Annotated in this window: 8 protein-coding genes; 4 read left to right on the top strand and 4 right to left on the bottom strand. The window is 48.9% G+C overall.

Features of this window, described 5'->3' with window-relative positions; translation table 11 throughout:
* Positions 1 to 29: 29 nt before the first annotated feature.
* The 3 genes from NDI35_RS20890 to NDI35_RS20880 form a co-directional block, all read right to left on the bottom strand.
* A complete protein-coding gene (locus tag NDI35_RS20890; RefSeq protein ID WP_445314404.1) occupies positions 30 to 1,166 on the bottom strand; it encodes a phosphodiester glycosidase family protein in 1,137 nt (378 codons plus the stop codon).
* Positions 1,167 to 1,304: 138 nt separating this feature from the next.
* Entirely contained in the window at positions 1,305 to 4,430 is a 3,126-nt protein-coding gene (gene ppc, locus NDI35_RS20885; protein WP_445314403.1) for a phosphoenolpyruvate carboxylase, read from the bottom strand.
* Positions 4,431 to 4,850: 420 nt separating this feature from the next.
* A complete protein-coding gene (locus tag NDI35_RS20880) occupies positions 4,851 to 5,093 on the bottom strand; it encodes a hypothetical protein (protein ID WP_445314402.1) in 243 nt (80 codons plus the stop codon).
* A gap of 617 nt (positions 5,094 to 5,710) precedes the next feature.
* Here NDI35_RS20880 and NDI35_RS20875 point away from each other — a divergent pair.
* The 4 genes from NDI35_RS20875 to NDI35_RS20860 all read left to right on the top strand — a co-directional run bounded on the left by NDI35_RS20875 (position 5,711) and on the right by NDI35_RS20860 (position 13,126).
* The gene (locus tag NDI35_RS20875; protein WP_445314401.1) at positions 5,711 to 9,229 is read left to right on the top strand and encodes a hypothetical protein; all 3,519 of its coding nucleotides are present in this window, start codon (positions 5,711 to 5,713) and stop codon (positions 9,227 to 9,229) included.
* A gap of 115 nt (positions 9,230 to 9,344) precedes the next feature.
* Positions 9,345 to 12,215 (top strand): zinc-dependent metalloprotease, encoded by a 2,871-nt coding sequence (locus NDI35_RS20870; protein WP_445314434.1) that lies wholly within the window; start codon positions 9,345 to 9,347, stop codon positions 12,213 to 12,215.
* 159 nt (positions 12,216 to 12,374) lie between these two features.
* Positions 12,375 to 12,803, top strand: coding sequence for an element excision factor XisH family protein (locus NDI35_RS20865; protein ID WP_333301874.1), 429 nt, complete (start codon positions 12,375 to 12,377; stop codon positions 12,801 to 12,803).
* Positions 12,779 to 13,126, top strand: a complete 348-nt coding sequence (locus NDI35_RS20860) for a XisI protein (RefSeq protein WP_445314400.1) — start codon at positions 12,779 to 12,781, stop codon at positions 13,124 to 13,126. Before NDI35_RS20865 ends, NDI35_RS20860 begins: the two co-directional genes overlap by 25 nt.
* 105 nt (positions 13,127 to 13,231) lie before the next feature.
* Here NDI35_RS20860 and NDI35_RS20855 read toward each other — a convergent pair whose 3' ends face one another.
* Complete coding sequence (locus NDI35_RS20855) at positions 13,232 to 13,855, bottom strand: Uma2 family endonuclease (RefSeq protein WP_333204656.1); 624 nt, start codon at positions 13,853 to 13,855, stop codon at positions 13,232 to 13,234.
* Positions 13,856 to 13,910: the final 55 nt, after the last annotated feature.

The raw sequence follows: 13,910 nt of genomic DNA, 5'->3' as shown, positions 1-13,910 counted from the left end.
GCTTACTTAATATTATATCTATTGTGAATTCACTCAAAAAAAACGGACGGATTGGGGGAAGGTCGAGATCCCTTTTGAAAGCGTTCCCAGGACTGTTTTAACTCAGCCGGCGCTGGATATTCACGATCGTAAACCACCAGCACATTCGTCAAATTCCGGCCCGGCGGCAATAAAATCTGCCCTTGATGAGCCAAACCCACCGAAGCGCCCCCGTCCAAATTCATCGCTTCAAAACAGCCGATCGCCTGCATAACTTTAGCTTCTACTTCCAAAGACAAACTATCAAGAAAAGTCACCAAAAATAACTTATCTCTCGAAGCCGGAAAGCCGATCGCCGTTCTCGAACCCACGCCCAAAACACCAGCATCTTTAAAACCTTCCGACAAAGGAGACAGCCAAACTTTCCCCGCTTTAACCAATCTCGGCCCGCAAGTCAGAGAAAACCAATGTTGACTCCAATCCGGCTTACCTTCAGTTCTAGCCGTCACCATTTCCAATTGATTTCCCGCTTTAATTCCCAAAGTCGTGCCGTAATTTTCCCATCGGCTATATTTCAGAAACTTACCCGCCGCCACCATATTTCCCAGCACAGATTTCTGCTCATCTTTACCAAAAAAAGTCCCATTAGCAACAACAGCAGCCCGGTAACGCGCCACCATATTTTCAAAAGGTTCGTCGCCCCGCGTTACTTTAGAAGTATTAGCAAAATCTGCATTATTAGCTAACCCAATTGTGATATAATTTTCTGGGTCGGCGAGGTCAATAGTTGTGAGATAAAAACTGACGCCAGCTACATTTTTGCTGCTGACTTGTACAGGTTTTGCTTCCTTAGCAGAACGTCTGATAATTTGAGGTTGAGACGGCTGCACGGCAGGAGAATTTTCGGGCAATTTTACAATAGGATTACTCGGCAGAGGTGGATTGTTTTTTCCCGATTTTACAACGGGATTGCTGGGCAGAGGTTGAGGAGTTTGATTTGATTGTATACTTGATAAAAAAGCGAGTGACTTTTGCCACAGTTGACCTGCGAGAGTCAAGAAACTATCTCGGTTTTGGGCGATCGCAAAATAGTCAGCCGCAACCCGCGCCAAAGCTATGCCCGTTAAAAATAAAAAAGTGCGCCGCAGCATCGGGCGACAACCTTCAGACTGTTTGCGTTTAGACATAAAAAAATCTCAGCTAGGATAGCGAACAGTTTCCTATGGCTGTGACTACAATGGGCGATCGCCTGAATTCTGAAAATACCAGTAGCAAGGTGCTCCATCGCGCACCTCACCACTAATTCACAACTCAAAACTATTTGCCTAGCCGGTATTCCGCATCCCCGCAGCAATACCATTAATCGTCAGCAGAGCTCCCCGCAACAATTCACCCTTGCTGTAACGCGAGTGAATCACCCCCGGAACCCCCCCACTACCATGCTGCCGCAAGCGTTTCAGCAGCGAAACCTGCAACAAACCCAAAGGCACAATCGTCGCATTTCGCAACTGCACCGAACGCTGCAGCGATGGATCTCCGTCCAACAAACGTTGGTGTCCGGTAATCGTTAAAACCAAATCGCGAATCAAGTGAAATTCCGCAGCAATTTGATCGAATAAAGCCTTAAAACGCTCCTTATCAGCAGGCAAAGCTAACTCCTGCACGTAGTGTTCGGCAATCTGCAAATCCACCTTAGATAAAGTCATTTCCACCTTAGAAATTACCATTCTAAAAAATGGCCATTTCAAGTAGAAATACTGCAAAAGTTTCATGTGTTCTTCCGGTTCCTCCAGCAAAAACTCTTGCAAAGCTGTGCCAACACCGTACCAAGAAGGCAGCAAAAAGCGGCTTTGAGTCCAGCTAAACACCCACGGAATTGCTCGCAAACCGCTGATGTCTTTTTTGCCACCGCGTCGCGCCGGACGAGAACTAATTTGCAACTGGCTGATTTCCTGAATCGGGGTAACTTGGTGGAAAAAATCGACTAAATCCGGCTGTTCGTAGATTAAATGGCGGTAGTGCGATCGCGATTTCACCGACAACTCCTCCATAATCTCATTCCAAGGGTCGATGCCATCAAAACCAGTGTGCAGCAAACTAGCTTGAATTACCGCCGCCGCCACAGTTTCCAAATTGTAAAGCGCCAACTCAGGCAAAGAATATTTAGAAGCCAAAACCTCGCCTTGTTCAGTAATCTTAATTCGCCCGCTAATACTTTTTCCAGGCTGAGCCAAAATTGCCTTGTAAGCAGGCCCGCCGCCGCGCCCTACAGAACCGCCTCGGCCGTGAAAAATTCGCAACTCCACACCGTGTTTTTCCGCAACCATTTGCAAAGCCTTTTGAGCTTTGTGTATTTCCCAATTGCTGCTGAGGAAACCAGAATCTTTATTGCTGTCCGAATAGCCCAGCATCACCTCTTGCAATTTGAGAGTTTCGATTGGACATTGGATATGTTCTTCGCTTTTTTCTGCTAGTTCCTGCGCGTATCCTCCTGCTAGCAAAGCTCGATAAAGAGGCAGTTCAAATATTTTTTGCATTACTTCCGGCGCTTTTTTCAAATCTTCCACCGTTTCAAAGAGCGGAACTACTTGAATGTTGCTAATTCCTGTCGCTGGATCGTAAAGTCCCGCTTCTTTTGCTAACAGCAAAACCGCCAGTAAATCGCTAACATCGTGGCTCATGCTGATGATGTAAGTTTGGCAAATTTCCTCGCCAAACTCCTGCTGCATTTGCCGCAATATTCGGAAGGTATTGATCGTCTCGCAAGTTTTGGGAGAAAACGGCAATTCTGCTGGAATTAAAGGGCGACGCGTTTGCAGTTCCGTTGCCAGCCAAATAATTCGATCGCATTCCGACATTTGATTGTAAGACTTGGGCAAAATTTGCAAGTATTCAGCAATTTCCCTCAAAGCGTCCGAGTGTACAGTTGACTCTTGGCGAATATCTAGGTAAGCCAAATTAAACCCGTAAATTTCTACTTGGCAGAGCAGATTTTCCAAGTCCCGACAGCTCAAACCTGTTTCCACTAAATTGTGCTCGATGAGCTTGAGTTCGGTCAAAAACTCAGCGCCCGATCGATAAAGGCCGGTCATTCCGGGATGTTCTGACAAAGCTTCGCGTTCCCGCTGCAACTCGTCTCCTTTGTAGAGCCGCCAATTACGATCGCGCGTATTTTCCAGCCGCTGGAGCACGTAGGCCAGCTTCAACCGATAAGGTTCTTGGCGGTAGCGGATTGCCCACTGCTCATAAACCTCCGGGAATTCCGATTTGTCGCGATCGAGAGATTCCAGCAATTCCGGCAGCACGTCGCTCCAGTGCAGCGACAAACTCAAAAGTTCGTTCAGCCGCTTCACTGCGCTGATGTACTTCTCTAGCACTAAGTGGCGCTGATAGCAAGCCGTTTGCCAAGTAACTTTCGGAGTCACAGAAGGATTGCCGTCCCTGTCCGAGCCCACCCAAGAACCGAACTTGCAAAAATTGTAACTCGGCGGTTTCAGATAAGGATAAGAAGCGTGGAGCGCTTGCTTTAAGCGCTGGTAGAGTTCGGGAATAGCATCAAACAGAACTTCCTCGAAGTAGTGGAGAGTGTACTCCACCTCGTCAAGTACAGTCGGCTTGAACTGGTGCAGTTCGTCAGTGCGCCACCAGAGGCGAATTTCTTCCATCAGTTGCTCTTGGAGAGCCGCCGCTTCCCAGCAAGACACCGGGTAGGGGCTTTGAGAGTCTGCCCCGATCACCTGAAATTTCTCGTCAACTTGGTCTAGCTGTTGCAGAATCTTCGCCATTCGTCGCTGCTTGGTGCGGATCGTGTGGCGAACAATTTCCGTCGGGTGAGCGGTGAATACCAAGCGGATGTCTAACTGATCGATCAAGCGCTGGATTTGCTGGCTCGGTACGTTCAAGCGCAGCAGCATCGGGAACAGTTGGTGAAAAGTGCCGGCATCTCGGGCGATCGTCTCGCTGCTGTCTGCCTTGCTCAGAGTCATTTGGGCGGGGCTAGGGCCTTCTCGGTGGCGGGGGCGATCGGGGGCATCCGTTGCTTGTCCGGGCAGCTTAGAAAACATCCGCCCACCAGCGTCGTTGCTGCTAGCGTAAGCTAGCTGTTGGTCTCGCTGTTCGTAGTGCTGTTCGACAATGTTGATCAACTGAAAATACAGTGCAAAAGCCCTAGCGGCGCGGATGGCGGCGTTGAGGTCGAGCTTTTCGATTAGCTGTACGACATTCGACTCGCGAAAGTGAGTGGCTTGTCCCTCGGCGGAATTGACCGATCGCATTTGTTGGAGCAAATCCACCAATTCCTGCCCGCACTCCTGTCGCAGCACCGATTCCCACAAGTCCTCTACAACTTTGAGGCGATTTCGCAGAAACAGGTCTGATTTTGAGTAAGCGGGAGAATGGGAAATAGATGTTGCATCAATAGCCTGTTCTGAAGACTGGAGGACTGAACTCATCGGGCTGTTCCTCAATAGCTGCGGGTGTCAAGAAAATTGTATGGTTTAGTTTCGCCTAAAACACTTTTGTTTGCAGTCAAATTTGAGACAACTTCTTGCAACGTAGAAAGTAGAAGGCACTTATGTACAAAGTATAAGGAAAGATTAATTCTTAGACCACAGATTGTACCTATTGTCAAGCTTTCATATCACTTTACTTGCGATTTTAGATTTTAGACGATCGGCGTGAGACGTTCTGCCAGGGGTCAGTTGAGTCGCGCCAAGTCGAACAATTTGAGATTTATTCCAAAGATGAATCTGGGGAGTTGAACTAGGGTCGAAAATTTTTATCTCTCCCCGACTCCTGTCGGGGGCTGGTATCCGTTTTTGGGCGGGGTAAAAAAAATTAACTTCTAGCTGCAGCATCCTTCCTTGGGCTTTCTAATCCTGTGATTGAGGAAAGTTGAGTACGGGAAGGCGCGAACCCCGAAAGACTTCTTCGCTTTCAACGCCGATCGACGAAACAAACTCAGCAGCAGCTTTAGCTACCACCAACCCGCCCAGCATTGGTAAGGCGACCAAGCTCAATAAAATGTCTGAGGGAACTGGCAATTTTGGACTGTTAGGTGTTTGAGTTTTGAGCAAGTCTTGGTTTTCCGACGGCATAAATTCCTCCTGTGTCAATCTGTAATCCTCAGTTTACAGGGCAAATAATCATCTTGACCGCTGCTTTCTGACTAATGACTTCTGAGCTCAAATCCGGTGACATCCGAATGATATCCTGCAAGCGATCGTCCCCGCGTAGCCAAGTCTATAAATATCTTCTCGCGAGATCTTAAGCGCGCACTCGGAAAAAAGGTTTTGTATAAAATCGGGATACTCCCCGAATGCGATCGATCGTGCGACTCTCTCCGCGGAGCATGACGAAACCACAGCACTACAGTCGGAAAATAATAGACATTTCCAGAAAAGCCAGTCTTGAACCGGCAGGATGCCTGTTCCACAAGAATTATGAGAGAGATCTAATTATTATTCGGATGCAAACGCAAACGATATGACTAATAACGAATAACTTGTTGCTTGGCTTAATTTGGGCCTATCTGTGCCAAAATGTCGAGGTATTATCAAAAAAATATTCCCCAACGGCTCGAAGCCGAGGGGATACAAGGCAAGACACTAAGTCCAGCATGGCTTAAACCAGACAAAACGGTTAGGCTCGGCAAATCAAATAATTGTCGGTAAAATCTGTAACTGTGCTATTTCTAGAAAACAAAACCAGCTTTGGCAAAATTTAGAGTTTCATGTTGAATGCGAACGGGAGCATATTGGCAGACAATCGATCGAGCGCCTCGCAGTGGGCGCAAGAAGCTTTAGGGCTTCCCGAAGTTCAAGTACAAGCGCGTTTGCGGGGAAATCACCTGCACATTTTGTGCGAAGCAGCGCAGTGTCCGTCTCAAGAATTGGTGACGGCGAGATTTACCAGCGCCCTCGAACACACTGATTTAACGCGACTGCTGCCCGATCGACCTAAAATTTACCAGTTGTTTCTGTGCGGCCGCAAAATCGGTTCCCGACAAAATGACTGGACAGTCCGGCTCGATTGCAGCAGTCCCAAGCGACAGCAACAGCCACAGCAACCGGAACCAAAAGTTGCCGAAGTGCCGCCGCCAGCGAGTTCCCCCGACGAACCGCCAGCAAACTCTAAAAGAGGCGGATTTTTCGGCAAATTTAAGAATGACAACCAAAAACTCAAACAGACACCAAAACCGGTAGAAACAGCAGCCCACCCGCCGCAAGTACGGGAAGAACTGGATTTTGACGCCGACAGCCTGCCCATCGCCTCCCGCATTCAATACCCAGAAGCTTTTGAAACTTCCCCCGTGACGATCGACACTTCGGCTGCTGCGGCGCGGGAAGCCGTCGGTTCCGCCGTTCCCCCGCAGCAGAAAGCGAACCGTGGCGCGGTGGCTTTGATTCAATCCCCTGAAGCTGACTCAGGCGAGGGCGATCCTGATGGAACATTGACGGTTTCGCCAGAAACGTTGGCGCGCCGGGGCTATCCAGATGCGATCGCCAGCTATCTCAGCGAAATCCTCGGCCCGATGGGAGTTTCGGTGAAAGTCAGCATTCGCGAAAAAGAACTCAAGAGCAGCCGAGAAACCCTGTCGGTGAATGGGCCGGAAAATATCAAACCCAAAGAACGCCGACTGCTGGTGCTGTGCGAGTCAGCTTACAGCCCCGACCCCTCATTGCTGGCCGAACCCATCGCCGGCAGGCTGCGGAAACTGCAACTAGAGGATTTCCGGGAAGCAGTGATCGCCAGCCAAGTCAGCGGCGAAGCGAAGCCGGACTGGCTGCTGCGGGTGGATTTGACTTCGCCGGACAAAATTCTTAAGGAATGGGCCAGGTGGGGAGACGTACAGTCGATCGCCAAACTGCTAAATCAACACTTGGCTGCATCGAGAGTCGAAGTGCGGGCAACCCTCAAAGAAGCAACCCTCCACCTGTTTTGCAGCAAAACTGCCAAAAAAGGACAAAAGCCTAAACGGCAAGAATACCCCGACAAGCAGCAAACCACCGACACGATCGCCCCTTTGTTAGCCTCCTTTGCGCCCCAAGGCATCCGCGCAGCTACTATCTACGGCGTAGAACCAGCCAAGGACTCTCAGGCGGCGCCGGAGTCCCCGGTGTGGATAGACTGGGTGGACTTGCCTGCCGCCCACCACCCCGACTTGGCGGCAAACGCTAGAACGCTGGCGATCGAGGGCGACCAATTGGCTTTGACTTTTTTATTGAACAGGTTGCTCAACCCCAATCTCAGACGCAAGCTGGAAACAGGAGGGATTCGGGCTGTCGTGCTGCAAAAAGCCAACGTGCTGCACGTCATGACAGAAGCTTTGACTTGCCCTTCTCAGTCGAAGATAGGCCCGCCGGTGGCGAAATTTTTGCGGCACTTACAAATTCCAGGAGTGGCAGGGGTGCGAGTCTACGGACGGCGCGCCGGCCAGAAACTGCCGCTGTGGCGCTACGCAATCGACCTCAGAACCGCTGTTGACGAAGAATCAGCGACGGCACCCGCACCGGCTCCCTCCCAAGGGGCTGTGTTGGAAAAGGAACCGGTGCCGGAGTTTGCGCCGGCGGAGGATGGGAGTTTTTCGGGTTTGGGCGACAATTTGGTGTTCGATGCTCCGGCGCCCAACTCCTGGCGGCCCCGCTTCAAAATCAGACTCCCCGGATACAATCTGGGCGAGCAGTTAGTTCAAGCTGCGGTGCAACCGCTTGTCGCTTCGGGTTTGTTTGTTCCCAACGATGGTTTGTCAACGAATGCTGCTGCGCCGGGGGGCGTGAGAGCCGATCGCGCGGCGGGAATGGCTTTGATTTGGGCGATCGCCGGCTGTCTGCTGACTTTCAATACCGATTGGCTCCTCGGTCTATTTCTGCAATCTGCGACGGTCAGTCAAGCTCCTAGCGCCTCCGAAGTTTGCAGCGGGCCAAATTGTCAGAATTCAGCTCCCAAGGCTTTAGGCGACGTTACAGCCAGACTTCCGAACGAAACCGCGAACCCCGTTCCCCCTTCTGGGGAGGTGAATTTGCCTCGAATTCCCTTGCAACCGTCGCCGGAAGCCAACCAGCAAGAGGCTTTTAATGGCTCTGGCTTTACGAAACCGGGAAATACTAGCGTTCCTGTAGCTGATGTTTCCGCTCCTCCGGTGTTCCCAACTTTGAGGAGCCAGCAACTTGATGAGCAGATAGCGCGCTATCAAGAGTACATCCACCTGCACAAAAAACCGCCGGATATTTTAATTGTCGGTAGTTCGAGGGCGCTGCGGGGCATCGACCCGGCGGTTTTGGAAACAGCTTTGGCAGCTTCGGGGTATCCGGGGCTGAGGGCTTACAATTTTGGGGTTAATGGAGCTACTCTCCAAGTTGTAGATTCGATCATCCGCCGGATTTTGCCGCCGCAACAACTGCCGAAATTGCTGGTGTTGGCTGACGGGGCGAGGGCTCTCAACAGCGGGCGGCCGGATTTGACTTTTAGCGCGATCGCCTCTTCGGAAGGTTACAGGCAATTGAGCCGGGGTAGTTTTCTGATCCGCACCAATCAATTAGAATCCGAAACATCGGACGAAACCGCCAACAATCCGGTGGCGACTGCCACTGAATTGGTGAACAATTTGGGACAAACTCAAGCTAACGTTCAGCAATTGGTGAGTCAAAAGTTGGTTGAGGGTTCTGCAATTTACAAAAAGCGCGATCGGCTCAAAGGGTTTTTGCGATCGATCGTTAATCCCTCAGCCCCTGTGACAACCGACAGCCCTCAAACCGCAGCCCAGGGTGAACAAACAACTGAAAATGCCCAGCCCACTGCTGTGAGTAAACCTGTCAGCGAGTATCAACCAAATGGCTTTTTGCCGATCGATATACGCTTCAATCCCGAAACTTACTTTCAGAAGCACCCGAAAGTATCTGGTTATTACGACTCCGACTATCAAAATTTTAAATTGGTAGGCGAACAAGCTCTAGCACTCAAAAATCTGATCGAATTTACCAAGGTTCGCAACATCAATCTCGTGTTTGTGAATATGCCTCTGACGGAAGATTATTTAGACCCGGTGCGGACAGGTTACGAACAAGAATTCCGGCAATATATGCAAGAATTAGCAGCTCAAAGCGGACTAATTTTCCTAGATAAGAGTTTATTGTGGCCCCAGGCGCGGGAATCTTTTTCCGACCCCAGCCACCTCAACCGTTACGGTGCTGTTGCAGTTTCTAAGCGGTTGGCTCAAGATCCCATGATTCCCTGGCCAGCGAAACAATAGTTTTGACAGTTGTGACTTTTGAGTTTTGAGTTATTTTAGAAGTTAAATGCTCCCAACGTTGCGAGTGCTGCGCGACTATCTCAAAACTATTCTTTCCTGTGGCTGGATACTGAAAATGAAAAGATTGATATTTCCTGAAAATAGCAAAAATCAACAGATCAAAAGTCCCAGAAAAAATTGGCCTTTGATATTTTTTATATTATCTGTAGCATTTTTCTGTTTCAGTTTGTATAAAGGTTTATTTTTACCTTTAGCTTTATCGTCTCCGCCACCCAGCAACGAACAAAGTAGCGAACAGCCAACTCTGGCACCCTTTGAACAGGTTGTTAAAGACACGCAAAAGTTAGAGGGATTATTTACCCTTTACCGCAATCAAGCAACTGATAAAGTATATCTGGAAATTAAACCAGAACAATTCAACAAAAAGTTCCTGTGCTTTGTGACATTGGCATCGGGTTTGGGGGAAGCGGGCATTTTGAGCGGAATGCCGATCGGCGATTTCTTGTTTCAACTGCGGCGCGTCCAAAATAACGTGCAGTTTGTGATACCAAATATAAATTTTCGCACCAGTCCGGGCGACCCGCAAGCAGGTTCGGTAGCACGGGGATTTAGCGAGTCGATTCTCTATTCTTTGCCTCTCAAAAGCATTCATCCGCAAAGACAAACTCTGCTGATCGATTTAGGCGATTTGCTGATGAGCGAAAAACGCGATTTACCAGGGGTAAAAGCGATTTTGCCGATGCTTTTGGGCGCTTCTTACTCGATCGATGCAGACAAGTCTTCTTTTAAAGATGTTAAAGCGTTTCCGCTGAATGTGGAGATTGCTTCTGTATATGGTTTTTCTAGCGATAATGACAGTGAACTTAACTATTTACCTTCGATTCCTGACAGTCGGGCTTTTAACCTCCGCATTCACTACAGTTTCTCGGAAGTGCCGCTAAATAACGGCTATCGGCCCAGACTTGCGGACGAGCGAGTGGGCTATTTTCTCACAGCATATAAGGACTTTTCTGACAAGAGTAGCCGGGAGCCTTTTGTGCGCTATATCAATCGCTGGCATTTGCAAAAGCAAATCCCGACAGCGCCGATGTCGCCTCCGGTGCAGCCGATCGTCTTTTGGATTGAAAATAATGTGCCTCCCGAATACCGAAACGCAATTCGCGAGGGCGTTTTGGAGTGGAACAAAGCTTTTGAAAAGGCAGGTTTTACTGAAGCAATTCAGGTCAAACAAATGCCGGACAATGCTAAATGGGACCCGGCTGACGTTCGCTACAATACTATCCGCTGGTCGAGTTCTTTTGAGCCTCAGTTTGCCGGCATCGGGCCCTCTCGCACTAACCCGCTGACGGGGGAAATTTTGGATGCTGACATTCTGCTGGATGCTAATGTTGTCCGGGAAATCAAACAGGGTTATCGGTCTTTGGTGGAACAAAATAGATCGCTATCTAAGAGTTTTCAAGGGCGAAACGGTTCTAATACCAATCCCTGTCAGTTCGGGATGTATTCTCGCTATTTGAATGTGCTAGAAAATGGGGATTTAGGAAAAAGCAGCGGGGAAAATGCTCAAGGTGGAATGGCTGATGATTTGCCGACTTTGGTAGAAAGATACCAAGAGCAAAAGCGCTCGCCTTTATCGCGGTTGATGTCGAGTTCGGATATGTGTTTTGGGTTGGAATCGAGCCGCCAGTTTGCGATGGGGGCAATGTCGATGGATCTGTTGCAAAATGCAGCGCCTAGCAGTGGGGCGATTGACAATTATGTTAATCAATATATCAGATATTTGGCGGCGCACGAAGTCGGTCACACTCTTGGTTTGAGGCACAATTTTCACGGGAGTACGATGCTGCAACCGGAGGATTTGAACAATACTCAGGTAACTCGCACGCAAGGTATGATTGCGTCGGTGATGGATTATGTACCGATTAATTTGGCACCTGCCGGAACTGTGCAGGGCGACTATTATCCAACGATTGTAGGGCCTTATGACGATTGGGCGATCGAGTACGGTTACAAGGTGATTGGCGGCGTAAACCCGAACAGCGACTTACCAGCGCTGCAACAAATTGCCAGCCGCGCTGCGGAACCCCAATTAGCTTACGCGCCGGATGAGGATTCTGTCGATCTCGATCCCGCTGCAAATACCTTCGATCTCAGCGCTAATATGCTGAGGTATTCGCAATGGCAATTGGATAATGCTAGGGCGATGTGGAAGCGTTTGGAAAAGCGAATTCCGGTTGGGGGAGATGGTTATAACGAACTGCGGGTGATGTTTGATTCGGTGTTCGGGTATTATCTCAACCAGGTGATGAATGCTACTTTGTACGTCGGGGGACAGTCGTTTAATCGGATTCGCCCCGGTGATGCTAATGCGAAGTTGCCGTTTGTGCCGATCGAACTTTCTCAGCAGCGTGAAGCTTTAGCAACATTAGAGAAGTACGTTTTTGCGCCGGATGCGTTTAGTTTTGCGCCGGAATTGCTGAATAAATTGGCGCCTTCGCGCTGGGAGCACTGGGGAAGTCCGGCTTTGGTGTTTCCTCTAGATTACCCGATCGGCGATCGAATTACTTTTTTGCAGCGGTTTGTATTGCGGGTTTTGCTATCTCCGATGCGCTTGGCGAGACTGCGGGATGCAGAGTTAAAATCCGCGCCGGAAACTGCTTTGAGGTTGCCGGAAGTGTTGAATACTGTGCAAAAGGATATCTGGCAAGAGGTTTTGCAGCCGGAAAAGAAGATGCAAATTTCAACTTTTCGCCGTTCTTTGCAGCGGGAACATTTAGCAATTTTGATCGGAATGGTGCTGCGAAAAACGAATGTTCCAGAGGATGCGCGGAGTTTGGCTTGGTACGAGTTGCGGCAGTTGCGGGAGGGTTTGAGCAAGAGTATTCGGAATTTGGATCGGAATGCTGATGCTTATACGCGGGCTCATTTGGAGGAAACGCGCGATCGAATTTCTAAGGTTTTGAATTCGCAAATTCAGTCGAATTAATTTGGGGGTTCAGAAACCGGGTTTTTTAGGAAGATATTTCGTTTCCGCCCGCAGATTTGGTCAAAAACCCGGTTTCGGAGAATCTTAGTCAAGTTAAAATAATTCTGAACTTGCGTCGTATACGATAGATAGACAGGGAAGCTAAAAAGAATAGCCCTTATGCCTGCCAAAGACCTTTATCACGATACTGTCTGCACTGCCCTCATCAAAGATGGCTGGACAATCACTCATGACCCACTGATTCTCAAAATTGGGGGCCGCTCGGTCTTTGTCGATTTGGGCGCCCAGAAACTAATTGCGGCGGAACGAGGGTCTGAAAAAATTGCGATCGAGATCAAAAGCTTTCTGGGCCCTTCGCCGATTAATGACCTCGAAAATGCTTGGGGGCAGTTCTTTATGTACGCCAGAACGCTGCAAAGACGAGAGCCAGAGCGTCGTCTATACCTAGCTGTTAATCGCAACACCTTTGAAACGTTGTTTAAAGAAGAAGCTGGGCAATTGCTGCTAGAAGAACCAGGTTTTCGCCTGATAGTTTTTGACCCAAACACGGAGGAGATTATCCAATGGCAACCGCAAATCAACCCGTAGACGAATGGCGTGAGACGTTGGAGAAAATTCTCCAATACTATGCGGATCTTCCTTATACTTATGGGGATGTGATTACCTATGTGGTGGTCAGCCGCGATCGCAACCATTTTATGCTGATACATGAAGGTTGGGAAAATCATCTGCGAGTTCATGGTACTGTGGTTCACGCCGAAATTCGCAATGACAAAATCTGGATTCATTATGATGGCATTGAAGACGGCATCACTGATGAACTCGTCGCCTCTGGCGTACCCAAAGACCACATTGTTCTTGCTTTCCATCCACCCGAAGTCCGACAGCATACTGGATATGCGATCGCATAGCTTCTCATCTTGACCGAGATTTTAGATAACATCAGCTTGGTAGCGTATATCGTACCTTAATAATTTTTTGGCAATACTGAGTACCTTACAGATAAGTTAGAAACACTAAACTTCTGTCATGGCAAGAATTTGAGCGATGGTTAATACCAACTGAGGAAAAGTTGGAGAAACAATAATGGCTTCTCCTTGATATCGCTGTGCCTGATATTCACCATCGATTAAGCGGTTGATAGTCACCGTAGACTGTTTTGGAGAACCAATATACTGAACGCCTCCCAACCCTGCATAATCAACGATCCAATACTCCAGGATTCCTAAAGTTTCATACTCATTCAATTTGATGCGGTAATCATCCCGCCAATTCGTACTGACAACTTCGATCACCAAGGGAGGTGGAATATAGGCAGCAGCAGAGGCAGAACTTTGACGCATTCTGACCCATTCTTCCTTGGCAAACACCACAATGTCGGCTTTACGACTCGATTCACTTTCGCCCGGGGCAGCGTTCAATCTGACTTGTTTACTTTGTCGAGGAACGTAGGGAAGGTTCAAGGATTGGCAATGATCCACCAAGAGACGACATAATCCATCGACGACATCCTCATGTTTGGCTGTGGGTTCACTCAGGGGCATGGCAACTCCATTGACTAGCTCGAATGACCTGCCGGAGTCGTCATCCCAGTTGAGAAATTCCTCGAAGGAAAGGGTTTTTTGGGCGATCGCAACCATTGATATTAACCTTTTGCGTAGGTTGGCTCTCTGTTGTCTGTTTCTAGCTTAACGC

The organism is Microcoleus vaginatus FACHB-2002 (genome assembly GCF_040004035.1).
Lineage (GTDB): Bacteria > Cyanobacteriota > Cyanobacteriia > Cyanobacteriales > Microcoleaceae > Microcoleus > Microcoleus vaginatus_C.
This window is presented reverse-complemented; position numbering and strand designations above follow the sequence as displayed.